This is a genomic window from Providencia sp. (assembly GCF_040396775.1).
Classification (GTDB): Bacteria; Pseudomonadota; Gammaproteobacteria; order Enterobacterales; family Enterobacteriaceae; genus Providencia.
In genome coordinates, this window is the sequence record NZ_JBEBNT010000002.1 from 112,425 (window position 1) to 137,679 (window position 25,255).

Consider the following 25,255-nt stretch of genomic DNA (forward strand, 5'->3'; position numbering starts at 1 on the left):
ATGAAATACTCTTAATATGGATTTAATTAAAAAAGACTAATATACTTTTCGTGAGTTAAAGACACTGTGCAATAATTATTTAATGAATACTTTTAATGTTGCACTCATAGATTATTAAAAATTATTTATTTATATAAGTAGGAGTCAACTATGACATTTAAAAAAACTTTATTAATTACATCTATTGTTGCAGCTTCTTTCTCTGGTATGGCAAATGCTGCAATTGGTGATGGTGATGGCCAAGGTATTATCCACTTTAAAGGCCAATTCGTAGATTCAACCTGCACAGTTGATACTAATGATGAGAATAAAGGCGAAGGAACAGTTGAGTTAGGAACATGGAAAACAGCCACTTTCGATAAAGTAGGTGAAACGACAGATGCAGTTCCTTTCACGATTGGTTTAGTGAATTGCCCATCCGCATTAGGTAAGGCGCGTATTTCTTTTGGTGGTACAGCGCATAGTGAGAACACAGAGTTACATCGCGTGAGTGATGTACCAGAAGTTGGGATTGGTATTTCAGGTTCTGCGGTAGGGACTAATTTTTATACGCCAAATTCTCAAGCTGATGAAATCACATTAACGGATAATAAGGGAACTAAAACCTTTTATGCGCGTTATATGACAACCGCAGAGACAGTCACTGCTGGAAATGCAAACGCAGATGTAACAGTCACTATTCAATATAACCAATAGATCATTTTCTAGGGCGTATTTCCCTAGAGTGCAAAAAGAGGGATTAAGGATATGTTTTTTCCCTCTTTTTGACATCGTTTGAAAACTAATAAAATTATTTTTATACACAGTAATGACGACCAATAAATATAACGTTTTTAACGGAAGTTCGAAGGAACGTGGGATCTTTCTTTTTCTATAGGGGAATATTTTGAAAAAATTTCTTATTGCTCTAGTGCTACTGAGCACTGCCGCAGCCAATGCGAACGCCAGCGTGGTATTGGGTGGAACACGCGTTATTTATGATGGCTCAAAAAAAGAGGCATCAATTTCAGTGAGAAATGACGACAAAAAACCGTATCTTGTTCAATCATGGGTTGATAATTTTGATGCTAAAGACACATTAACACCGCCTTTTACTGTTACTCCTCCACTTTTTAGAATAGAGCCTGAGTCAGGTAATGCAGTTCGTATTGTATTAACAGATCCGCGTTTACCTACTGATAGAGAATCCGTTTATTGGCTTAATGTGAAATCCATTCCACCTAGCGATCCTAACTCGAAGAATAGTTTGAATATCTCCATCAATAATAAAATCAAACTGATCTACAGACCCGCAGATATTCCTAGTGCAGAAGCTGCTTCATCTTATGAGATGCTGCATTTCACAAAGCAGGGAAATATATTAAGTGCTAAAAATCCGACGCCTTATTATGTGTCTTTTGGTGAGTTGAAAATTGGGAATAAAGAAATTGATAACCCAGGAATGGTTCCTCCGATGGGGGAAGCTTCATGGAATATTTCAGGTATTCAAGCGAACGAGGTGTCGTGGAATTCTGTTAACGACCACGGTTCTTTGACTAAAGTGAAAATGCAAACACTGAAATAAAATTTGGATGGTTATTCATTATGCGCTGTATAACTCGACAAAAGAAAATCAATAAGCAAATAAATGGGCATGAGACATGTCCGCATAATGGGTTATTACACTTTCAATTGAAAATTGTTTATCAGGTTATTGCTGGGGTTATCGTTGCAAGCTCAGTGGTAAATAGTGCGTTGGCGGATGACTATTTTAGTCCAAATTCGTTGAGTGTGGTCAATGGGCAAAGTGTGGCTGACCTTCAAAATCTCGAACAGTTCTCCAAACCAGGAGGGCAGATGGAAGGCCAATATCATGTTGATATCATGGTGAATGGAATCAGTGTTGACTCTAAAGATATTGATTTTATTTATGATAAAAATAGTGACCAACTTATTCCTGTACTCACAAAAGCAGAGCTAGCTGCATGGGGGGTTAAGGTTGATTCATTACCGAAATTAGCGATGCTTTCTTCGGAAGAAAGCATCGGTGCTATTGATACAGTTATTCCCGACGCACAACCAAAACTCGAATTAAACCAGCAACGACTGCGTATTTCTATCCCTCAGATTGCGATGGATAAAACTGCATCAGGAACAGTGCCTATGAGCCAGTGGGAAAATGGGATCCCAGCGTTAGCACTGAATTATTATTATAGCGGTTCAAATAATTGGAGCCGTAATGGTGGTAAAGACACCAATTCTCATTATCTTAACTTACGTAGCGGTTTAAACCTTGGCCCATGGCGCTTAAAAACTATTCGACCTATACGGATAGCTCGGGTCAAAGAGAATGGCGGAATATAGAAACCAGCCTAGAGCGTGGGATCAATTTTTTAAAATCACAATTAGTTTTAGGTGATACCACAACACCAACAGAAATATTCGATGGGTTTCAGTTCCGTGGTATGCAACTTCGCAGTGATGAATCAATGCTACCTAGCTCACTGAGGGGATTTGCGCCGATTATTCGTGGCATTGCACAAAGTAACGCAGAAGTAACTATCACACAGAATAACTATGTGATTTACCAATCTTATGTGGCGCCTGGTGCATTTGAAATTAATGACCTGTACCCAACCGGCACAAGTGGTGACTTAACAGTTACTGTCAAAGAAGCGGACGGTTCAGAACGTTCGTTTATTGTTCCGTTTTCATCACTTGCCATTATGCAGCGAGAAGGTCAGTTAAAATACTCAGTTACTGGCGGGAAATACAAATCTAACGCAGATGAAAAAGAGCCTGATTTTGTGCAAAGTACGCTTATTTATGGCTTTCCTAAAGGCTTAACTGGGTATACAGGTGGCTTATTTTCGAAAGATTATCAATCCTATGCCGTTGGTGTTGGTGTTAATTTAGGCAGCTTTGGCGCATTTTCTACGGATGTCACCCATGCTAAAACTGAAAATTTGCTAGGGAAAAAAGAAAATGAAAGTGGCCAATCATATCGTTTTCAGTATTCCAAAAACATGCTAACCACAGGAACCTCATTAACATTAGCGAATTACCGTTATTCAACGGAAGGTTATTACACATTTTCGGAAGCAAATAGTTATAGCAACACGCGCTACAGCGGTAAAAAGAAAAATCGATTCCAGATATCGGTCAGCCAAACATTGAACGATTTTGGTAGCTTATATTTTTCAACGTACCAGCAAGATTATTGGACTCGATCTGGTAAAGAACGCTCGATGAGTGCGGGTTACAGTAATAACTACCAAGGTATAACTTACAATATTAATTACAGTTATTCCGATTCTCCTTATCAGAATAAAGCAGACAATATTTTTTCTTTTTCAGTATCCATCCCGTTAGGTGATTCATCGGGCAATCGAACGTCACTGAATACCAGCATGACAACTGATAATAGCGGTAAAACCGACGCGTCTGTTGGAGTGAGTGGCAATTTACTGGAAGACAATAACTTAAATTATTCTGTTCAGCAGTCTTATGGAAATAAAGGCACACAAGCGGGCGGCAATGCATCTGCTTCATATCGTGGCGCTTATGGAATTGCGAATGCAGGCTATGGTTATGACAGGCATTCACAACGAGCAAACTACGGCTTAAGTGGTGCCGTTGTTGTCCACTCAGGTGGTGTAACGCTTGCACAACCAATTAATGATGCGTTTGCAATCGTGAAAGCACCAGGTGCTGAAAATGTTCGGGTAATGAACCGAACGGGCGTTAAAACAGATTGGCGTGGCTATGCGATAGTCCCTTATTTAAATTCCTATGCGAAAAATGAAATTATTTTGGATGTTGACACCTTACCGGATAATGTTGAATTAAAAACAAATACTATCTCTGTTGTGCCAACAAAAGGCGCAGCGATGTTGGCTAACTATCAAACCCACGTTGGTTATCGCTTGTTATTCCGAGTTAGCCATAATGGTAAACCCGTTCCATTTGGTGCATTAGCGCAATTAGCGAAAGTAGAAGACCAAGATATGAGTACGGGGATTTCGAATGAAAATGGCGAGGTTTACCTGAGTGGAATGCCTGAAATAGGTCGTTTACACGTCAAATGGGGCAAAGGTACACAAGAACAATGTGTTGCAGACTACCAATTAACCGCAGAGCAATTAAAGCAGCATTTACCTATTTTGTCGGTGAACTGCCGTTAATTATTGCGAATAGAGATGAACATGAAACTAAAACAAATTATCCTTTTAGCGTGTCTTTCCATATTTTCGCTGCAAGCGAGCGCTGTAACATTTTGGCCGAGTAACTTTACAATTACGGCATCAGACCAAAAAGCGAGTGTAGGTGCTGTTTTAGGTAATGGTTGGGAGGAGTTTTACAGTGAGCCTGGTGATGAAGTGTGTATTACGAAAGATACTGGCTTTTATACTGTTTATTTACTTTTTAATGGGGTCGCAACAGGGCTTAAAACGACAATCGGGAGTGATTCTTATGATGTCTATGACACAGGGATATCTGGGTTAGGGTACATCATTAGTGGTCGAGTGAAAAATGTGACTAATTGGAGCTCAAGTAGAAATGATCATTTTTTAAATATTACAGAAAAAAAAGTATTAGTTGATGCTCGAATTGCTTATGTAAAAACAAAAAGTGGCCCTATTGATCCTGTTGGTTTTGTAAAAGCGAAGATCCGCTCACTTCCTGTTAATTGTGCTAACCCACAAATGAATTGGGAAGTTGGTTCAGGCATTATTAATTTTGACGACCCTTTAATCCTTTGGGAAGCTAAAACCTGTGAAGTCAGAACAGCACGGGAAACGGTAAATTTAGGTTATTACGATTATGCAAAAGTTAGGTCGTTGAGGGTAGGGGAAAACTTTGGTTCAGCGACTCACTCCATGACAGTTGAGTGCCCTAATAACATGAAAGTGAACTACACGATTGCAGATAATCACCATCCTAGCAACATCGGTAATGACGTCATTTTATTAGAAAATAATGATGAAAATCCTGGGTTTGGTGTGCAAATGTTTGAGTCAGGAAAATCAACCGCACTAAAAATCGGTGGGGATAGAAGTTCTGGAAGTGCCCATGAATACCTCTTTGCAACAACCGGTAATAACAGTGAAGTTATAGATAAAAGCTTTGATTTTAAATATGTAAAATTATCGAACAATGTCGAAGCCACAGATGGCAATGCGCAAGTCACCGTTACACTCATCTATAGGTAGGGGCAGATGATGAAGAAAGTATCTTACTTATTGGTATTGAGTGTCATTGTGATGTTTTCTTGCTTCGCATCAGCTAAAAGCGTTATCAGGCTGAATTACAAGGGAACAATAAAACCGGGGACGTGTAATATTGAAACAAAAGTAAGCAATGTGGAACTAGGGACTTGGTTTTTAAATAAAGAAGATTCAGGCAGAATGGAAACAGATTGGGTTCAGTTTGAACTCGACTTTAATTGTAAACAACACGCAACTCAAATTATTGGTGCATTTCAAGGTGCGGCCTCAGCAAATGCGCACTTTGCTATCGACCAAACTGCGGATAGTGCGAAAGGTATAGAAATCGAGCTTGAAAGTTATTCACCTACAGGTTCTCGCTGGGTAAAAAGAAAAGCCAATGAAATCGGTGTGCTGCTAAATGCGGAAGAACTCAAGCGAGAAGGTTCTAAATTAAAGCTCAGAGCACGCTATTCCCTCTTAACTAAAAACCCAACGGCGGGTGATGCAAACGCATCCATTACGCTTGTGATCCAGAATAATTAAGGAGTAGCAAAAATGATGACAAAAAAAGGCTACACTTATTTTATAGGTGCTTATATTTCATTAATATCTTCACCAGCACTAAGTTATGACACTTTGTTTGATATTAAAGGTGGCATCAAGATGAGTACCTGTGAGGTGCTATCTTCAGAGATACAAAATATTGCTTTGGGAGATATGGTGCTTGGTAAGGATGGATTTGGTGATTATGTTGGCTCAACCAGTGAAAAAGCGGATTGGGACGTTGTTTTGGATTGTCCAAAAGGTGTTCCTATTTCAACCTTCTTCAATGGTTTCACAGTAGGGACTCTTCGAACCGTCGCAGAGTTAGATAAAGCTTCTGACATGGCAAAAGGATTTGGTGTTGAAACAGAAATTAGCATTAATGGTGGGGATTGGAGTGTCGTGGATATTGCAAGAAAAAACAATCATCTAAGTAGTACTGAGGAAGGTATCTACACCATGAACTTTCGCAGTTATTACAAGCAAACAAATAATGATGTTTCACCGGGTTCAGCGAATGCGACAATGAGTTTAGAGATTATTTATAATTAAACGTTAATAAGAAAGCACTTCAACAAGCCAATTGATAAAGTGCTTTTCTTTCTATTATGCCTTAAGCGACTTGTACCGGAACCGCTTTGGCAACTCGGCTCATCACGTTGTTTTCATCAAAATAAGCCACTTTTGGTTTATGAAGGCGCGCATCTTCATCTTCCATTTGCACGTAAGAGCAAATGATCAGTTTATCCCCAACAGCGGCACGGCGTGCAGCAGCACCATTAACAGAGATAATTTTAGAGCCACGTTCACCCGAAATAGCATAAGTTGAAAAACGTTCGCCGTTATCAACGTTGTAAATATCAATAGCTTCATATTCAAGGATACCCGCAGCTTCCATAAAATCTTGATCGATAGCGCAAGAACCTTCGTAATGGAGGTCAGCCTGAGTTACCGTGACTCGGTGGAGTTTGCCTTGTAGCATTCTTCTTAACATTTTTTCTTCCTCATTCGGTTCACAGCGTTGTTGGTGACGTTATTTCGCCCTAGTCACATACTTATGTATGCTCCTAGGGACTCAATAACTTACCGCCTAGCTGTGAACCGAATGAGTTTGAAAAATGATAGCTATTCGATTGACAGCGTTATAACTAATACTATGAACACGGTAATTGCAATGTATTGTTTTATTGTTATAAGTGACTTATTTTTATGCAATATCGCGTTGCAGGTCAACTTGCAAATTGTCAATTAAACGGGTTTGACCTAACCATGCGGCCATTAAAATTACCGCACGTTTGCTTGTATCACTGAGTGGCAATAACGTATCTGCATCACGAATAAACAGCTCGTCAGGGGTAAAGCCTGCTTCACGTAATCGGTCATTCATCTTCGCAATAATATCGTCAGATGAATTTGGCTCAGCCATCAATTTTTCTCCTGCTTGTTGCATAATTTGATACAGCATAGGCGCAGTTTTTAGTTCATCAGCAGATAAATTATTATTACGAGAGCTCAGTGCAAGGCCATTTTTGGCTCTCACCGTTGGCACACTGATAATTTGAGTATCAAAAGATAAGTCATTAACTAATTTGCGAATTAACTGCAGCTGTTGGTAGTCTTTTTCACCAAACAAAGCAATTTCAGGCTGAACAAGGTTAAACAGTTTTGTAATGACCGTTGCCACCCCCCTAAAATGGCCAGGACGACTCGCACCTTCTAACATAGTGGATAGCTCAGGTACTTCAACAAAAGTCTGCTTTTCCATACCTTCAGGGTAAAATTCTTGGGGTGATGGTGCAAAAATTAAATTTATTCCCTTACGTTTGAGTTTTTCACTATCTTCTTGCAAGGTGCGAGGGTAATTCGCGAGGTCTGACTGCCTATCAAATTGCATTGGGTTAACAAAAATACTCGCAATAACAATATCAGCTTGTTGTTTGGCTTGGTCAATCAATGTTAAGTGACCATCATGCAAATTTCCCATGGTTGGGACAAGCGCAATTCGCTTGCCTTCTTGTTTCCAGCGGCGAATTTCGCGGCGAAGTATTAATGCCGTTTCAACAATAATCATATAAGTAATCCTTATATATTGGCTAATTAGGAAAATGAATGCGCTTCAGCTGGGTAAATGCCTTCTTCCACTTCTTGTACGTATAAGCGGATGGCATCATGCATATTTCCTGCCTGAGCTAGAAAGTTTTTTGCAAATTTCGGCGGGCGAGCTGTGATACCTAATGCATCATGCATTACCAAAATTTGCCCATCCGTTCCATTGCCTGCGCCAATACCAATAACTGGTAATAACAGTTCTTCTGTGACGTGGTTAGCCAATGATGTTGGCACGCATTCAAGTACTAACAGCTGAATTCCTGCATTTTCGAGGGCAATTGCATCTTTTACTAGCTGATTAGCCGTCACTTCGTCACGACCTTGTACTTTGTACCCACCCAACACATTAACGGCTTGTGGTGTTAACCCTAAATGGCCACAAACTGGCACTGAACGTTCAGTTAGCATTTTGACTGTATCACATAACCAACTACCGCCTTCGATTTTGACCATATTTGCCCCTGCCTGCATTAGAATAGCTGCATTCGTACAGGCTTGTTCTGGGGTGGCGTAGCTCATAAATGGCATATCTGCGATGATAAAGGCATTGGGTGCTCCTTTACGGACGCAGCGAGTATGGTAGGCAATTTGTTCGACAGTAACAGGTAAAGTACTGGTTTCACCTTGAATAGTCATACCTAATGAGTCGCCTACCAGCATCACTTGAATTCCTTGCTCATAAAATAATTGAGCGAAGCTTGCATCGTAGGCGGTCATGGTTGCAAATTTGTGTTTGTCTTTTTTAAACTGACATAAATCAGCCAGAGAAATTGGTTTCATTATAATAACCTCCGGAAATGATCTCCCAACGACCACACCTCAGAAGAGGTTGATTATTTTAGGCGTCGATATCCCAAAATAGCAGGCCGTTACGCGGGACGTGTGTGAGTCTTTCAGACAGCAATTCGCCATCTGGAAAAACAAGGGTAGGGGCGATATCGCTGAGCGGATATAACATAAATTCACGCTCTTTCAGCCCATAATGCGGAACCGTCAATCGTGGCGTATTAATAACACGATTACCAAAAAGCATGATATCGAGATCGAGGGTTCTCGGCCCCCAGCGTTCATCTTTGCGCACGCGGCCAAGGTCAAGTTCAATCTGTTGGGTGTAGTTGAGTAATGCTTCGGGCTCAAGGCTTGTTTCAAGGCACACAGCCAGATTTAAAAAGTCTGGCTGATCTTGGGGCCCTAAAGGCTTGGTGCGATAAATAGGTGAAGTGGCAATAACACGGCTATCAGGAATAGCGTCTAAGGCTGCAATAGCTTGCTGCGCCTGCTTAAGTGGCTCACCAAGATTACTTCCTACTGCAATATAGACTCGTTCCATAACGCGCTCTCTATTTATGACGATTTGTTCGGTTTACGCGCCCCTGAATGTGAGGTGCGTTGCGGGCGATGACGGCGACGAGTTGGCGCATTGCCTAACTCTGAAATCATCTCTCGCTGTTTAATATTGTTGGCTTGCTGAAAATCCGCCCACCATAATGCTAATTCTTGCAGCTCATTTCGATGCTCAACATTGGCTCTAAGCTCTAATAAATCAAAGGCAGCACGGAATTTTGGATGCTCCATTAATTTATTGGCACGGCGACCTTGACGACGTGGTAAGCGTAATTGCAACAACCAAATATCGCGCATTGTTGTGGTGATACGTTTAGGGATGGCAATTGAACGGCATTGCTCATCTAAAATATCATTCATTGCAAGGGCAAAGGCATCATAATAGGCAAGGCCACCTTCTTGAGATAGCTTCTCTGCATGTTCGGTAACGGGGTACCATAACATGGCTGCAAATAAAAATGCAGGGTTTACACGTTTATCGTTTTTAAGCCTAAAGTCTGTATTTTTAAGAACTTGCTCAATGATTTTTTCCATTGGCGAGTCACCATTTTCACTGAAACGGCTCGAAATCACAGGAAATAGCTGCTCAAATAAACCAAATTTTTTGAGCATTTTGTACGTTGAATAACCTTGGCCCGCTTGCAGTAATTTTAACGATTCTTCAAATAGCCTTGCAGAAGGGATTTCCCTTAACAATGGAGCTAAGTGATGAATTGGGTCGGCGGTTTTGGGCTCGATAGTCATATCCAGCTTACACGCAAAACGTACAGCCCTCAGCATTCTAACAGGGTCTTCACGGTAACGGGTTTCAGGATCGCCAATCAGGCGAATAATACCGGCTTTAAGATCGGCCAAGCCATTGACGTAGTCACGCAAAGTGAAATCATCAATGTTGTAATACAGGCTGTTAACGGTGAAGTCACGGCGAATAGCATCATCTTCGATAGAACCAAAAATGTTATCGCGTAGCAACATGCCATTTTGCGCCTGTGATGACAGGTTTTTATCATCTGATGCATTTTGGTCGTGATGGCCACGGAAAGTTGCAACCTCAATAATTTCAGGGCCGAACATAATATGAGCTAAGCGGAATCTGCGGCCAACAAGGCGACAATTGCGAAATAGCTTACGAATTTGCTCTGGCGTTGCATTTGTTGTGATATCAAAGTCTTTTGGCTTTTGGCCTAATAATAAATCGCGAACACCGCCCCCGACTAAGTAGGCTTCATAGCCACTTTTATTTAAGCGATAGAGGACTTTCAGCGCATTATCGCTAATGTCACTACGGGAAATTGTGTGTTCAGAACGCGGAATAACAGTAATATTTTCGTTATTTTCGGTTGTCATTGTAGGGTGTTTCTCAGGCGAAGAATCGGCACGTTGAGATTGACGAACCGTTTTTTTAATAGATGCTGTTTTTGGCGTTTGTTTAGCGCTCCGAGTACGAGGAGATGTTTGCTCCTTATCGGAATGAGTGATTGGCCTTTTACCGGCTGCCGAGGTATCTCGCTGAGTATGCGTATGCTGCAACGCATCTTCACCATTCGATGCAGTTGTATTGCGAGATAAAATGTTACGGCAGAAATTTGCTACTCGGTTAAAAATAGTACACCTCGATGTCATTACCAATATTCAATAAACAAAATAAGCGGCTAATCATAGCTCACTGAAGTTTCTTTGAGAATGGTTAAACGAATAAAAGTCATCTCTAATCATTTTTTTTATCAATAAAAATCATTCGAAAAATAAAAAAATACCGTTCTAAAGCTCGCGAACGATGGCTTGGAATGCCTTATATTAAAGGGTTTTCCCGCAATGATATTGCACTTTATTAAAATTATAACCTGAAAAATGCACAATAAAATCCAATAAAAAAATTTACTGAAAAGCTGCGTTTTTATTGAATGCCTAACCGTGCATTCGTTTGCTAACCATGAATTTTATCAAAAATGATAGCAAAAATAAGGGATTAATAAAGGCGCTTATTGGATTGTGTAAAAACGAGGGGGTTTTAGCGGAGCGAAACCCATACAACGGCGCACGCAATATGCGCCGTTCAGGACTCCATCTGAGCAATTAGCCAGCCATTTGCTTTTCGCGAATTTCAGCTAATGTTTTACAGTCGATACATAAATCAGCGGTAGGACGGGCTTCCAAACGACGGATACCAATTTCTACACCACATGATTCACAATAGCCAAAGTCGTCATCTTCAACTTTTTTCAGCGTTTTCTCGATTTTCTTAATCAATTTACGTTCACGATCCCGGTTACGTAATTCAAGGCTGAATTCTTCTTCCTGAGCGGCTCTATCAACGGGGTCTGGAAAGTTAGCTGCCTCATCTTGCATATGAGTAACAGTCCGGTCCACTTCATCTCTGAGTTGATTGCGCCATGCTTCGAGAATGAGCTTAAAATGCGCCAATTGGGCTTCGTTCATGTACTCTTCGCCAGCTTTTTCATGATAGGGCTCAACCCCAGCAATGGCGAGAATGCTTAAGGACGATGTCTTACGTTTTTGCCCTTCTTGCATAATGCTTCTCCTACACACGCAAATTTTACAAAAACCCCAAGGGGGAAAATTTAAGGTCGCTATAAATAGCAGAAGAGAGCTCTCTTGGCAATCGTTCATGCAATGAGTTTTGTAATGCTGTGAGGGCGAGCGTGTTTATTCCCTTTTAGCGCCCAGAACTCAGCGGCCTTGTATAAAAATCTACTAAAAAAATATTATTTAATAGATGTAAAACTAATCTGTTTACTTAACGACATTTGTTGAACGGTTATATCTGCCTGATAACAAAGTACTTCAACTCCACTTTGCTTTGCTTCCTCTAATAATTGCGCATATTTTTTATCAATATGTGCAGCCGCTGATGCTACGTGAATACCTGTATGTAAAGCAACAAACAATAGTATGGCTCTTTTTCCTTCTTTCGCAATGTGCATTAGCTCTCTTAGGTGTTTTTGTCCTCGGAGTGTCACTGCATCAGGAAAGAAACCATGATTATCTTCGAGTAAAGTCACTGATTTCACTTCAATAAAGCAGTCCGGTAACCCATTATGAGAAAGAAAAAAGTCAATTCGGCTATTTTCTGTTCCATATTTCACTTCAGGTTTTATTTCACTGTATTCGGATAATTCTGGAATGCATTTTTTGGCCAAAGCTTCAGCAACTAACTGGTTCGCTCGCAGGGTATTAATGCAAATAAAGTGCCCTTTCGCTGTTTGGGTTAACTCCCAACTGTGGGGATATTTACGTTTTGCATTGTCAGATGTGGAATACCAGACCGTATCACCGGGGGTCGCACACCCTGTCATTGCACCTGTATTGGCGCAGTGAATTGTTATCTCCTCACCATTTGGCAGGGTGACATCCGCTAAAAACCGTTTGTAACGCTTAATTAAGGTGGCGGATTGTAAAGAGGGATGAAATTCCATAAGGTCTCCGTGCTGCTAACCAGTGATAAGCTGACTGATGAAAGTGGCTAATGCTACAATGTCTGATAGCAAAAGTTAAATGCAAGGAGTGGTTACTTTCGTGTTACCCATATTAGAAGTCAGTGAATCGTTACTGGCCGCCTTAAAATCGTCCCCACAAGTGTTATTGCATGCGCCGACAGGCGCAGGTAAATCAACCGTATTGCCCCTTGAAATACTAAAAAGTGGTGTGATTGATGGGCGAATTATTATGCTAGAGCCGCGTCGCCTTGCTGCGCGCTCGGTTGCAGCTCGCCTTGCGCAGCAACTTGGGGAAGAGGTCGGTAACACGATTGGGTTACGTATGCGTTCGGAAACTAAAGTCAGCCGCCATACGCGTCTCGAAGTGGTCACTGAAGGTGTACTGGCACGGCAGTTACAAAATGACCCGATGCTCGAAGGCGTTGGGTTGGTTATTTTAGATGAGTTTCACGAGCGAAATTTACAGGCTGACCTTGGCCTTGCTCTATTATTAGATACTCAGCAGGCACTGCGAGATGACTTACGTATCTTATTGATGTCAGCGACGTTGGATAACCAAGGGCTCACGCAGTTATTCCCTGAAGCACCTGTCATCACTTCTCAAGGGCGTACTTACCCTGTTGTGCGTGAGTACCATCCAATTAACCCGAACAAGTTATTCCATAAAGAAGTTGCATCGGTAGTATGGCAATTACTGCAACAACAATCAGGCTCGTTACTTTTGTTCCTCCCTGGGGTGGGGGAAATAGAGAAAGTGAGATTAGAACTCTCTTCTATGGTTAGTGAGGGCATACTTTTATGCCCTTTATACGGCTCACTTTCACTGCAAGCTCAACAACAAGCTATCCAAGCTGCCCCCGAAGGAAAACGCAAAGTGGTGTTGGCGACTAATATTGCCGAAACCAGTTTAACCATCGAAGGTATTCGTTTAGTGGTTGATAGCGGTTTTGAGCGCATTGGGCAGTTTAACCCGCGTTCAGGGCTAACAAAACTGGTAAAACAGCGAATTAGCCAAGCGTCAATGGCTCAGCGAGCTGGGCGAGCGGGCCGTTTGGAGGCAGGGGTTTGCTGGCACTTATTTAGTGAAGAACAAGCCGAACGTGCCGCGCAGTTTAGTGAAGCAGAAATTAACCAAAGCGATCTTAGTGGGTTATGGCTCTCTTTATTGCAATGGGGATGCCATGATACAGCACAACTCAGTTGGTTATCGCCACCGCCACAACCTGCTATTGCCGCAGCGAAGGATTTATTAACGAAATTAGGAGTGGTTGATAGCCAAGGCAAGTTAACGGTCTTGGGGCAAAAAATGGCAGCTTTTGGTAGTGAGGTGCGAACCGCGGCGATGCTCTGTAAAGCGCAAGAAAGCCAAAATAAAAATGTGATTCAGCTTGCTGCATTGCTCACGGCAATCATTGAGGAACCTCCACGTAATGGGGAGTGCGACTTACGCAGTTCTATCGAAAGGCCGACAGACAATTGGTGCAAACGTGCATCAGTGCTGAGTGAACAGAAAGTATCAAATAAAATTGGGCTGCAATCAGAATTGATAAGTGAGTGGTTACCAACATTATTAGCCGCGGCTTTCCCAGACCGCATCGCCAAATCCCGTGATAACCAACTGCGATACCAGCTCGCCAGCGGGTTGGGCGCATCCCTGATTGAATCGGATCCGCTAATTGGCACGCCTTGGTTAATGGTTGTCTCCGTTTGGCAGCCTGAAAACTCGGCAGATGCTCGAATTTCATTAGCTTACCCAGTTGATATAGACAGGTTACAAGCAGATTGCCCTACTTTATTTAGCACGCAAGAAACGGTGGAATGGGATGAGCAAAAGGGCACATTATTAGCGTGGAAACGCTTGCAATGTGGGCAACTGGTGGCGAAATCAGAGCGACTCACAAACCCTGATAAAACAGAAATTCGCCAAGCATTGGTTTACTGGCTAAAACAAAACGGGTTACAACAACTGAATTGGCAAGAAGATGCGCTGCAACTGTGTATTCGTTGCACATTGGCTAAACAGCTGTTTCCTGAAGTCGACTTCCCTGATTTTGATGAAAATGCACTATTGGGGTCTCTGGATGAATGGCTTGAGCCCTATTTGGATGGTGTGACGAACAAGCAAAAATTACAACAAATTGATTTAGCCAGGTTACTAATCAATCGTTTGGATTGGCAACAACAACAGTGGTTGCAAGGTATGTTACCAGAAACTTACCTCGCGCCATCTTCCCACGATGTGAGCATTCACTACGCTTTAGACAAGCATCCCTTTATTGAGATCCGTATGCAAGAAATGTACGGTGAAAAAACGAACCCCACCGTTGCCCAGGGAAAACTGACGTTAACAGTGTCTTTGTTATCACCTGCCATGCGACCACTGCAAATCACGCAAGACCTTGGTGCTTTTTGGCAAGGCAGCTACAAAGAGATTCAAAAAGAGATGAAAGGGCGTTATCCAAAGCATTTATGGCCAGATGACCCCGCGAATACGGCGCCAACAAGGCAAACAAAAAAAGCGATGATGAGTACGAAATAACCGATTTTTATGCTCTAATAGCGGGTTTCCAAAACTGGCTTGAATGGGCGAAGCAGAGTAAGGAAATGTAATTAAGAGCTTTCTTTGGTGAAATCTCAAGGGTTATGGGCCAAAATTAACCACTATGCGTTAAGCAGTTAGTGAATAATTAAGTTATTAAGTGATTTTGTAAGGTGATATGGAGCGACCATGTCCGGTAAAGATTTTGAACCAATCGGCCGACGTAATAAAAAAGCGGCTGACAAAAAACAATCTTCATCACGCCGCCGTAGAGACCGCGATGATTATGACGATGAAGATTTATACCAAGATGATGATATTGAAGAACAATATCTTGACGATGAAGATGAAGAAGAGCACATGGCTAAAAAAGGCTCAAACAATAAAAAACAACGTAAAGTAAAAAGCAAATGGCGTTGGTTCTGGCTACTTGTCAAACTGATGATTGTATTTGCAGTGCTATTGGCTGCGTATGGTTTTTATTTAAATCAACAAATTAAAGAACGCCTCGATGGTAAGGTCTGGGATCTCCCCGCTGCGGTTTATGGTCGCATGGTTAACCTTGAACCGGGGATGGATTATAGCCAAGCGGAAATGACACGTTTGCTCGAGGGGATGCAATATCGCAAAGTCAGCAAAATCACTACATCCGGTGAGTTTGTTGTGCGTGGCAATACCATCGAAATTTTACGTCGCCCATTTAACTTCCCTGATCAAAAAGAAGGGCAGATTTTGGCGCGTATGGTGTTTGAAAATAATTCATTAAGTAAGATTGAGAACATGGAGAACGGCCGTTCATTTGGCTTTTTCCGTTTAGATCCAAAACTTATCACCATGATGCAATCCGCAAATAATGAGCAGCGTTTGGTCCTGCCATTAGCGGATTTCCCTGAATCATTGGTGAAAATCTTACTTGAAACCGAAGATAGGAACTTTTACGAGCACGATGGTGTCAGTTTGTATTCTATCGGCCGTGCAGTTGTCGCTAACTTAACCGCTGGGCGTTCAGTGCAGGGGGGAAGTACCCTGACACAGCAATTGGTCAAAAACCTATTTTTAACCAATGAGCGAACCCTGAAACGTAAAGCCAATGAAGCCTACATGGCGATTTTGTTGGACTATAACTATGGCAAAGAACGTATTTTAGAGCTGTATTTAAACGAAGTTTTCTTAGGTCAAAACGGTAACGATGAAATTCGGGGCTTCCCATTAGCGAGTTTGTATTATTTTGGTCGCCCAATTAATGAGCTAAGTTTTGACCAGCAAGCCTTGTTAGTGGGCATGGTGCAAGGGGCGTCAACGTATAACCCTTGGACGAAACCACAAAATGCCATTAAACGGCGTAATATTGTATTAAAAATTCTTGAAACACGCGGTGTGATTGACCAAGAAATGTATCAAGTTCTTAGCGCAAGGCCGCTAGGTGTGAAAAATAAAGAAGGGCTGGTGGCCTCTCAACCTGCTTTTATGCAAATGGTTCGTTTAGAACTCAATGAAAAATTGGGTGACAAAGTCAAAGAACTATCAGGCGCGAAAATTTTCACAACTTTAGACCCCGTTGCACAAACTGCGGCAGAAAATGCTGTGGAAAATGGTGTCGCAGATTTACGCAAAACCCGTAAATTAGATGATATTGAAGGCGCAATGGTGGTAGTTGACCGTATTAATGGCGAAGTTCGTGCCATGGTTGGTGGCTCTCAACCTCAATTCTCGGGTTTTAACCGTGCATTAAACGCACGTCGCAGCATCGGTTCATTAGCAAAACCACCTGTGTATCTTGCTGCACTGAGCGAACCAGACCGTTACCGTTTGAATACGTGGTTAAAAGATGAACCACTGACCGTTAAAGTCGGTAACCAAAATTGGAGCCCAAGAAACTACAGCCGTAACTTCAATGGCCGTATGATGCTAGTTGATGCATTGGCTAAATCGCAAAATATTCCAACTGTAAACTTAGGGTTAGATATTGGTCTCGACCAAGTATTTAATACGTTTGTTCGCTTAGGCGCACCAGCCGCGGCGCTGGAAAAAGTGCCAGCGATGTTCCTAGGTGCTGTTAACTTAACACCAGCAGAAGTGGCTCAGGTTTTCCAAACCATTGGTGGTGAAGGAAACCGAGCGAAGTTGTCCTCCCTACGTTCGGTTATTGATGGTGATGGTAACGAAATTTACCAAAGTTACCCATCCGCAGAGCGTGCTGTACCTTCACAAGCGGCTTATTTAACGCTCTATGGCATGCAACAAGTGGTGAATCAAGGAACAGGTCGCGTTTTATTATCCAAATACGGTAAATACAATTTGGCGGGTAAAACCGGGACAACCAATGATTTGCGTGATAGCTGGTATGCAGGTATTGATGGCAAAGAGGTGGCAATTGTCTGGGTAGGGCGTGATAACAATGGCCCAACACAGTTAACAGGGGCGACAGGGGCTTTGAAAGTCTACCAACGCTACCTGGATAACCAAGCGCCTTTAGCGCTGATTAACCGCGCACCAGAAGGCATTGTTGACATGCAAGTTACGGCAGATGGGCAGTTAAGTTGTTCAAACTTTGGTGGCGGCAGAATGTTACCAATTTGGACGGATAACCCAGAAAGCCTGTGCCAAGTCTCAGAAAATCAAGCGCCAGAGTGGAATTTAAATGGCAATAATGATGAGCAAAAAAGCGATGCGCCGGACTGGGTGAAGGATATGTTTGGCGATAACCCATAAATTCTCGTCATACTTCAACCTGTAGCGTTGTTGGTTGCACTCACTAGACCTAGTCACATACTATTGTATGCTCCTAGGTTCTAGCTCGCTGACCGCCTAGCTACAGGCTGAATTATTTAGAGAATTAATGAGCTAGAGAATGAATGGGTTAAAATTGTGGTGTAAGGCTGCAATCGGTGACTATCCAATCTTTCGCTAACGATGCAAAAGAATAGAGGTGAAAGTAGGTAACATTTCACCTCCGTAATTTCAATGTGAATTAATTTGCTTTAATCTTCGCCAGTGCTGTTTCAGCAGCTTTGATGGTTTTCTCAATATCTTCATCGCTGTGGGCGATAGACATAAAGCCTGCTTCAAAGGCAGATGGAGCGAGGTAAATGCCTTGTTCTAACATATAATGGAAGAATTTTTTGAAGCACTCTACATTGCATTTCATCACGTCTTGGTAGCAAGTTACTGTTGGCGCATCTGTGAAGAAAATACCAAACATTCCCCCAACATGGTTGATGACCATCGGAATACCTTGTTCTTGGGAAACACGTTTTAACCCGCGCGCTAATTTTTCGGTTAACTCATTTAAACGCGAATGAACCCCCGGCTGAGACACTTCTTTTAAGCAAGCAAGGCCTGCGGCCATCGCAACGGGGTTACCCGATAAGGTACCTGCCTGATAAACAGGGCCGATAGGCGCTAATTTTTCCATAATTTCAAGACGGCCACCAAATGCCCCCACAGGCATACCCCCGCCAATAATCTTGCCTAGGCAAGTTAAGTCTGGCTCAACACCGTAGTAATCTTGCGCGCCACCTAATGCAACACGAAAGCCAGTCATCACTTCATCAATGATCAAAACTGCGTTGAATTCATCACATAGCGCACGTAGGCCTGGTAGGAATTCTGCGGTTGGTGGTATACAGTTCATGTTCCCTGCAACAGGCTCTACGATGACACACGCGATATCTTCAGGGTAGTTTTCAAATGCTTGGCGTACAGATGCAAGGTCATTGTAGGTGCAAGTGAGAGTATGTTTGACGAAATCTTCAGGCACACCCGGTGAGTTTGGTTCACCCATGGTCAATGCGCCAGAACCTGCTTTGACTAATAAGCAATCTGCGTGGCCATGATAACAACCTTCGAATTTGATGATTTTATCGCGGCCAGTATAGCCACGAGCTAGGCGAATGGCGCTCATGGTAGCTTCAGTACCCGAGTTCACCATGCGAACTAAGTCCATAGAAGGAACGAGTTCGCAAACTAATTCGGCCATTTCAACTTCGGCTGCGGTTGGTGCGCCGAAACTTAAACCTTTATGGACTGCTTTAATGACAGCATCGCGAATTTCTGGGTGGTTATGACCTAAAACCATGGGTCCCCACGAGCCAACGTAATCGACATACGCTTTACCATCAACATCATAAATATAAGCGCCATCTGCTTTTTCGATAAATAAAGGGGTGCCACCGACACCATTAAAGGCGCGAACAGGCGAGTTTACACCACCTGGGATTTGTTGTTTTGCTTGCTCATACAGAATTTCAGATTGCGACATGGCAGGGCTCCAGAAAAGGGCGAAATAAAATTTGCTACCATTCTAAAGCACCACACCAATTAAACCAAATGTTGCTATCAAGATATGCACAATGTGTCTAATTGCATAACAACACTTGAACGATTTAGTCAAGTGGCGGATAATTAGATTAATTGATCTGGGTAGTTTTTAGCCCACATATGAATTTACCGGTCACCGGTTTGGAGTGAAAAATGAGTGATGATGCAGCTCTGCCATTGCAATTTACTGATGCGGCAGCAATTAAAGTTAAAGATTTAGTCTCTGATGAGGACAACCCAAATCTGCGTCTGCGTGTTTATATCACCGGTGGCGGATGTAGCGGTTTCCAGTATGGTTTTACCTTCGATGATCAAATCAACGAGGGTGATATGACTATCGAGAAACAAGGCGTTGCACTGGTAGTCGACCCAATGAGCCTACAATATTTAGTAGGCGGAAGTGTGGACTATACAGAAGGTTTAGAGGGTTCTCGTTTTATCATAACGAATCCGAATGCTAAGTCGACTTGTGGGTGTGGTTCGTCTTTTAGCGTCTAATTTTCGTCATATTTCGTAATTTTCGTCATATTTCGCGCTGTGGCGGCGTTGGCTTCATTCAGCTACTCGGGTCACATACTTATGTATGCTCCCCGAGATATCTTCATTCGCCGCCTTGCCACAACCCGAACTATTTAGAAAATTCCTGTAATTCTTAATTCTTAATTCTTAATTCTTAATTCTTAATCCTCAATTGGATAAATCGTTTAGCTGTTCGCTGAGTTGTTAGCTTTGCGCCCTTTTCACCCTAGTTACATACTTGTGTATGCTCCCCGAGATATCCTCATTTGCCGCCTTGCCACAACGCGAACTATTTAGAAAATTTCTTGATTCTTGATTCTTGATTCTTGATTCTTGATTCTTGATTTGCAATTCTTAACTATCAATTGGATAAAGCGTTTAGCTGTTCGCAGAGTTGTTTGGTGGCGTCGATAATTCGTGGGCCTGCACGGTGAAACCAATCTTCATTTAAACGAATGATTGGCACATCCAATTGTGAATGCCAAAAATCCCTAACAACTTTTTCCTGTTTAGCTGAACCCGTCATTACAATCACATCAGGATTGCGGGTGAGCACTTGCTCACGGCTAACTTGTGGCCATTGTACGGCGCTATTAGCAAAAATATTTTCCCCACCACAAAATGTCACAGCATCATTTTGCAAAGTATGATTACCTGCGCTGAATAAAGGCTGAGTTCCTAGCTGGATAAAGACCTTCTTGGCTTTAAGGTTTGTTTTTTTTGGTTTTTGATAAGGTGCTAGCTTAGCTTGCATAGCATCAACATTTTGCTGAGCCAGTTCAGGTTTAGGGCTGTTCTGGGATAATTCATTGACTGCATCAATGACTTCATCAATGGTTTGTGGGTCAAAATAGATTATGGGTATACCGAAGGATGCTAGCTGATCAAGCGGTCGTTGAGGGTTTCCCCCTCGCCACGCCAAAATCAAATCAGGCTTAAGCGCGATAATACGTTCGACATTAACCCCTTGCCAATCAGAAACTTGCTCTAGTCTTTTTGCCTGCTCGGGGTAATCTGAATAAGCACTGACTGCAACCAAGTTATCACCTAAACCAGCGGCATAGGCGAGCTCGGTATTTGCGGGGGATAAACTAATCACGCGTTGTTTCGGCTCAGACAGAGCAGAAAATGAGATAAAACAAGCCAGTAATAACGTAATAAGTTGAGATAAATAGACGGTTAATTTTTTCATCACTATTATCATATTGAAAATAAAAGGCATGCCTAACAAACAGTTATGCCTTTTTTGTTGAATTTAAGCGAGCTTAGCTAAAATTGCATTGATCATCAGTGAAGATTGGCGGGCAGCAACGGGAAGAAATTCGTCAAAGCTGGTGTGCGATTCTTTATCGGCAACATCTGAAATTGCGCGAACTACGACAAAGGGTACACCGAATTGATGACAAACTTGACCAATCGCAGTGGCTTCCATTTCAACGGCAGCAACTTGTGGGAAGGTTGCTTTAATACGTGCCAACGGCTCTGCACCATTAATAAAAGCATCGCCACTGCACACTAAACCACGAACTGCATTCATATCGAGCAACTGAATGCACTGCTCAGCCACATCAATCAGTTTGCTATCGGCAACAAATGCAGGCGGGCATTGTGCCATCTGACCCGGTTCATAGCCAAATGCGGTGACATCGGCATCGTGATAACGCACTTCGGTAGAAACAACGATATCACCCACATTTAAGCGAGGGTCTAACCCGCCAGCGGAACCTGTGTTAATCACTACATCAGGCTGGCAATGCTCTAATAACAAGGTTGTACCAATGGCGGCAGCAACTTTGCCGATACCTGATTTTAATAGGGCAACATCCACACCGTTGATTTTACCAGTATAAATTTCACAGCCTGCACGGCTAATGGTTTGGCTGCCTTCAATTTGTGAGCGCAAAATGGCAACTTCTTGCTCCATCGCACCAATGATCCCAACTTTCATTTTGTCTCCTTTTCCCTGCTCAATGTGTACGATTAGTGTCAATATTTTGACTAGGGAAGATAATGTTTTATTGTGTTAGAGCTGTATTCTTCGAGCGGGTTCGCAAATTTTTTTGCAACAACTCGAATTTCGACAACGAAATTACAAAGATGCACGAAGTGTAACATTGAAAGGTGAGTCGTGAAGTATTTTTCCTGTATTTAGGCTATATAATGAAGCATCAATCGAGATAGGGAAGGTGGCAGCGTGGGTGAGATTAATTTTCTAAAGAAACTGAGCTTTCAACGTAACTACATGAGCAGTGCTAAAAACCAGAAAGTCTCACCGCAGGATGAAGACGCTGTAAACCGCTTATTTGAAAGTGACCGCGGGCGCATTATTAACTCCGCTGCTATTCGCCGTTTACAACAAAAAACACAGGTTTTCCCATTAGAACAAAATGCGGCGGTGCGTAGCCGGTTAACGCATTCGCTCGAAGTTCAGCAAGTCGGGCGTTACATCAGTAAAACGGTGCTTGGTGAGCTAAAAAAGAAAAAACTGTTAGAAACCTATGGGTTAGATGAGCGTTGTGATGCTTTTGAAAGCCTAGTGGAAATGTCCTGCTTGATGCACGACATCGGCAATCCACCTTTCGGGCACTTCGGTGAAGCCGCTATTCAGCGTTGGTTTGGTAAGTTACTTTACCCTGATTACGTTTATTCACCAGACTTGCCTGACCCTTGTCAAATTCAAGCATTGCAATTAACAGGGAATGAGAAACAAGACCTTTTTCGCCGCCAATTAAAACAAGATTTATGTTCATTTGAAGGGAATGCACAAGGTTTGCGAATGGCTCACCGCTTGCTGAAACTTAACCTAACCTATGCACAAATTGGTGCCATCTTGAAATATACACGTGGTGCTTATGATTTAGAACCTATTCCCGCAGAATTTGATTATTTGATGAAAAAACCAGGGTATTACTGGTCTGAAGCGGATTTTGTTAGCGAACTCACCAAAAAACTCGATATGGAAAAATATTGCCGTTTCCCACTTTCCTACATTATGGAGGCGGCTGATGATATCTCTTATTGTATTGCCGATTTGGATGATGCCGCAGAGAAAGGGATATTTACCGTTGAGCAACTGATTGATTATTTGCGTGCAGAGTGGGGCGAAGTTGAGTCGAATGATTTATTCGACCAAACCATTATGCGTGCTTATAACAATATTAGTGATAATCACACAAGGCGTATTCAGCAAGACCAGTTCTTTATGTACCTACGCGTTAATATTACAGGTAAATTAGCGCACTATAGCGCCCAACGTTTTATTAAAAACCTACCTGAGATCTATCATGGTAATTTTAATAGCGCGTTATTAGAAGACAAAAGCCCTGAGCATCGCTTGCTGAAAGTATTGAAAACCGTTGCATTTAAACATGTGTTTAATCATCACGAAGTCGAACAACTAGAATTACAAGGTTATAAAATTATCAGTGGTTTACTCGATTTTTATAGCCCGTTATTGATGATGAGCCGGGCTGACTTTGCAGATTTAGTCGAAAAAAACTACCACAAACACTTTTTTATTGAAACGCGGCTATTCCATAAGTTATCCAACAAGCACCGCTTATCCTACAATGAGGCGCTTGAGAAAGTGTCTGCAACGAATGAAGAGGATAAATCTATTCTTGAGTTTTATTACCGAGCTCGTTTGATTCAGGACTATATTAGCGGGATGACAGATCACTATGCCTATGAAGAATATAGAAAATTTATGGTGAGTAATTAATAATATTAATTCGCTAAGCAATAAAGTCGAAAAGTAGGCAATAAAATAAAAGGAAAAACAGGTATACTAGACATGTCTGTTTTTCCCTCTTCATGTATCAAAAATGCCTGAAATGGAAGCAAGCAAGAACCCTTTTTTGTAACTAATACTTCGTTGTGATGACTTATGGCTCAATTTTATTCTCCGAACCGCCGCACCACTCCACGCCGTCAACTTACGGTTATTGCTGATAGCTTAGATGCCGCTGGGCAAGGTATTGCGCGCCTTGATGGAAAAACAATTTTTGTTGCGGATTTATTGCCTGGGGAAGAGGCACAAATTGAGCTAACGGAAGATAAACGCAGTTTTGCAAAAGCAAAAGTGGTTAAACGTTTATCAACAAGCCCACAGCGGGTAAAACCCTTATGCCGCTATTTTAATCAATGTGGTGGCTGCCAACAGCAACATATTGATATTGAATTACAAAGAACAAGTAAAGCAGAGGCTTTACAATATTTAATGATGAGGGAAACTGGGGTTGATAAAAACGCAGCTCCTGTGATGAGTGGCGAGTCTTATGGTTATCGACGTCGTGCGCGTTTAGGTCTGCAATATCAGCCTAAAAATCAACTATTGGTTATGGGTTTTCGCCAAACACAATCGAATACACTCGTTGATATTAAAAATTGCCCTGTATTAGCCCCTGAGCTGGATGCCTTACTTAAGCCGCTTTCTGAATGTCTTAACCAACTGGGTATTAAGCCAAAATTAGGCCATGTTGAGCTTATTCATGCAGATAACAGCAATATCATCATGATACGTCATTTAGTGCCTTTTTCTCATGCAGATAAACAGAAACTTAGCGATTTTGAAAACCAATATAGTGTGTCTATTTGGTTGGCAGGGAATGATAACGCATTAGAGACTTTGACGGCGAATTCACCAATGCCTGAATACCAAGTTGCGGGTGAAGTGCTTAAGTTTAATCCCTTAAATTTTATCCAAGTAAACGGGCAAGTGAACCAATTGATGGTGGCACAGGCGTTAGCATGGTTAGATCTAACACGTGAAGACAGGGTATTAGACCTTTTTTGCGGAATGGGTAACTTTACGTTACCAATAGCGCGATTAGCAAAATCGGTTGTCGGGGTTGAAGGTGTCGAAAATTTAGTCGAACAGGCACGAAACAACGCTCAGCTCAATACTATTTCCAATGCGACCTTCTATAATGAAAACCTAGAAGCGGAAATTCACACGCAACCGTGGGCAGCCCAAGGGTTCAATAAAGTGTTATTAGATCCAGCTCGAGCAGGTGCTGCTGGTGTGATGGAACATTTAATTAAACTGATGCCTGAAAAAATTGTCTATGTTTCTTGTAACCCAACAACATTAGCAAGGGACAGTAAAGTATTGCTTGATGCGGGGTATCAATTGTTACATTTGCGGATGTTAGACATGTTTCCGCACACTAGCCATTTAGAATCAATGGCACTATTTATCCGTCGACCAGAGCATTAACAGGTAGGGAGAATAT

Annotated in this window: 22 protein-coding genes; 12 read left to right on the top strand and 10 right to left on the bottom strand. The window is 42.1% G+C overall.

What is annotated here, in order from left to right; genetic code table 11:
* Positions 1 to 150 precede the first annotated feature (150 nt).
* The 7 genes from ABWP91_RS03070 to ABWP91_RS03100 all read left to right on the top strand — a co-directional run bounded on the left by ABWP91_RS03070 (position 151) and on the right by ABWP91_RS03100 (position 6,284).
* On the top strand, positions 151 to 696 hold the full coding sequence (locus ABWP91_RS03070; protein WP_353241977.1) for a fimbrial protein: 546 nt from the start codon (positions 151 to 153) through the stop codon (positions 694 to 696).
* A gap of 190 nt (positions 697 to 886) precedes the next feature.
* Positions 887 to 1,564, top strand: coding sequence for a fimbrial biogenesis chaperone (locus ABWP91_RS03075; RefSeq protein ID WP_353241978.1), 678 nt, complete (start codon positions 887 to 889; stop codon positions 1,562 to 1,564).
* Positions 1,565 to 1,584: 20 nt separating this feature from the next.
* On the top strand, positions 1,585 to 2,343 hold the full coding sequence (locus tag ABWP91_RS03080; protein ID WP_353241979.1) for a FimD/PapC N-terminal domain-containing protein: 759 nt from the start codon (positions 1,585 to 1,587) through the stop codon (positions 2,341 to 2,343).
* The gene (locus ABWP91_RS03085) at positions 2,280 to 4,163 is read left to right on the top strand and encodes a fimbria/pilus outer membrane usher protein (protein WP_353241980.1); all 1,884 of its coding nucleotides are present in this window, start codon (positions 2,280 to 2,282) and stop codon (positions 4,161 to 4,163) included. Before ABWP91_RS03080 ends, ABWP91_RS03085 begins: the two co-directional genes overlap by 64 nt.
* A gap of 21 nt (positions 4,164 to 4,184) precedes the next feature.
* Positions 4,185 to 5,192 carry a fimbrial protein gene (locus ABWP91_RS03090; protein WP_353241981.1) on the top strand — a complete coding sequence of 336 codons (1,008 nt, stop codon included), beginning with the start codon at positions 4,185 to 4,187 and terminating at the stop codon, positions 5,190 to 5,192.
* Between the two features lie 6 nt (positions 5,193 to 5,198).
* Positions 5,199 to 5,732 carry a fimbrial protein gene (locus tag ABWP91_RS03095; protein WP_353241982.1) on the top strand — a complete coding sequence of 178 codons (534 nt, stop codon included), beginning with the start codon at positions 5,199 to 5,201 and terminating at the stop codon, positions 5,730 to 5,732.
* Positions 5,733 to 5,744: 12 nt separating this feature from the next.
* Positions 5,745 to 6,284: a fimbrial protein gene (locus ABWP91_RS03100; RefSeq protein WP_353241983.1), complete on the top strand. Its 540-nt coding sequence runs from the start codon at positions 5,745 to 5,747 to the stop codon at positions 6,282 to 6,284.
* 61 nt (positions 6,285 to 6,345) lie between these two features.
* On the opposite strand, the gene panD is transcribed toward ABWP91_RS03100, so the two are convergent.
* From panD to sfsA, 7 genes are all read right to left on the bottom strand, one after another.
* A complete protein-coding gene (gene panD / locus ABWP91_RS03105) occupies positions 6,346 to 6,726 on the bottom strand; it encodes an aspartate 1-decarboxylase (RefSeq protein ID WP_353241984.1) in 381 nt (126 codons plus the stop codon).
* 213 nt (positions 6,727 to 6,939) lie between these two features.
* Complete coding sequence (gene panC / locus ABWP91_RS03110; RefSeq protein ID WP_353241985.1) at positions 6,940 to 7,803, bottom strand: pantoate--beta-alanine ligase; 864 nt, start codon at positions 7,801 to 7,803, stop codon at positions 6,940 to 6,942.
* 26 nt (positions 7,804 to 7,829) lie between these two features.
* Entirely contained in the window at positions 7,830 to 8,621 is a 792-nt protein-coding gene (gene panB, locus ABWP91_RS03115; protein WP_353241986.1) for a 3-methyl-2-oxobutanoate hydroxymethyltransferase, read from the bottom strand.
* Positions 8,622 to 8,679: 58 nt separating this feature from the next.
* Positions 8,680 to 9,171 carry a 2-amino-4-hydroxy-6-hydroxymethyldihydropteridine diphosphokinase gene (folK, locus tag ABWP91_RS03120; RefSeq protein ID WP_353241987.1) on the bottom strand — a complete coding sequence of 164 codons (492 nt, stop codon included), beginning with the start codon at positions 9,169 to 9,171 and terminating at the stop codon, positions 8,680 to 8,682.
* A 14-nt stretch (positions 9,172 to 9,185) separates the two neighbouring features.
* On the bottom strand, positions 9,186 to 10,808 hold the full coding sequence (pcnB, locus tag ABWP91_RS03125) for a polynucleotide adenylyltransferase PcnB (protein WP_353241988.1): 1,623 nt from the start codon (positions 10,806 to 10,808) through the stop codon (positions 9,186 to 9,188).
* Between the two features lie 453 nt (positions 10,809 to 11,261).
* Positions 11,262 to 11,717, bottom strand: a complete 456-nt coding sequence (gene dksA / locus ABWP91_RS03130) for an RNA polymerase-binding protein DksA (RefSeq protein ID WP_004260494.1) — start codon at positions 11,715 to 11,717, stop codon at positions 11,262 to 11,264.
* 194 nt (positions 11,718 to 11,911) lie between these two features.
* Complete coding sequence (sfsA, locus tag ABWP91_RS03135) at positions 11,912 to 12,622, bottom strand: DNA/RNA nuclease SfsA (protein WP_353241989.1); 711 nt, start codon at positions 12,620 to 12,622, stop codon at positions 11,912 to 11,914.
* 100 nt (positions 12,623 to 12,722) lie between these two features.
* Here sfsA and hrpB point away from each other — a divergent pair, with 100 nt between their 5' ends.
* Together hrpB and mrcB are read left to right on the top strand one after the other, a co-directional pair.
* Positions 12,723 to 15,182 (top strand): ATP-dependent helicase HrpB, encoded by a 2,460-nt coding sequence (hrpB, locus tag ABWP91_RS03140; RefSeq protein WP_353241990.1) that lies wholly within the window; start codon positions 12,723 to 12,725, stop codon positions 15,180 to 15,182.
* Positions 15,183 to 15,371: 189 nt separating this feature from the next.
* Positions 15,372 to 17,894, top strand: coding sequence for a bifunctional glycosyl transferase/transpeptidase (gene mrcB / locus ABWP91_RS03145; RefSeq protein WP_353241991.1), 2,523 nt, complete (start codon positions 15,372 to 15,374; stop codon positions 17,892 to 17,894).
* A 259-nt stretch (positions 17,895 to 18,153) separates the two neighbouring features.
* Here the strand turns inward: mrcB and hemL are convergent, their stop codons facing one another.
* Positions 18,154 to 19,443, bottom strand: coding sequence for a glutamate-1-semialdehyde 2,1-aminomutase (gene hemL / locus ABWP91_RS03150; RefSeq protein WP_353241992.1), 1,290 nt, complete (start codon positions 19,441 to 19,443; stop codon positions 18,154 to 18,156).
* Positions 19,444 to 19,655: 212 nt separating this feature from the next.
* Between hemL and erpA the strand changes: the two genes are divergently transcribed.
* Positions 19,656 to 20,000: an iron-sulfur cluster insertion protein ErpA gene (erpA, locus tag ABWP91_RS03155; protein WP_353241993.1), complete on the top strand. Its 345-nt coding sequence runs from the start codon at positions 19,656 to 19,658 to the stop codon at positions 19,998 to 20,000.
* A 382-nt stretch (positions 20,001 to 20,382) separates the two neighbouring features.
* Here the strand turns inward: erpA and btuF are convergent, their stop codons facing one another.
* Positions 20,383 to 21,213, bottom strand: coding sequence for a vitamin B12 ABC transporter substrate-binding protein BtuF (gene btuF, locus ABWP91_RS03160; RefSeq protein WP_353241994.1), 831 nt, complete (start codon positions 21,211 to 21,213; stop codon positions 20,383 to 20,385).
* A gap of 63 nt (positions 21,214 to 21,276) precedes the next feature.
* Positions 21,277 to 21,969: a 5'-methylthioadenosine/S-adenosylhomocysteine nucleosidase gene (mtnN, locus tag ABWP91_RS03165; RefSeq protein ID WP_353241995.1), complete on the bottom strand. Its 693-nt coding sequence runs from the start codon at positions 21,967 to 21,969 to the stop codon at positions 21,277 to 21,279.
* A gap of 246 nt (positions 21,970 to 22,215) precedes the next feature.
* Between mtnN and dgt the strand changes: the two genes are divergently transcribed.
* Positions 22,216 to 23,742 (top strand): dGTPase, encoded by a 1,527-nt coding sequence (gene dgt, locus ABWP91_RS03170; RefSeq protein WP_353241996.1) that lies wholly within the window; start codon positions 22,216 to 22,218, stop codon positions 23,740 to 23,742.
* Positions 23,743 to 23,907: 165 nt separating this feature from the next.
* A complete protein-coding gene (rlmD, locus tag ABWP91_RS03175) occupies positions 23,908 to 25,239 on the top strand; it encodes a 23S rRNA (uracil(1939)-C(5))-methyltransferase RlmD (protein ID WP_353241997.1) in 1,332 nt (443 codons plus the stop codon).
* Positions 25,240 to 25,255: the final 16 nt, after the last annotated feature.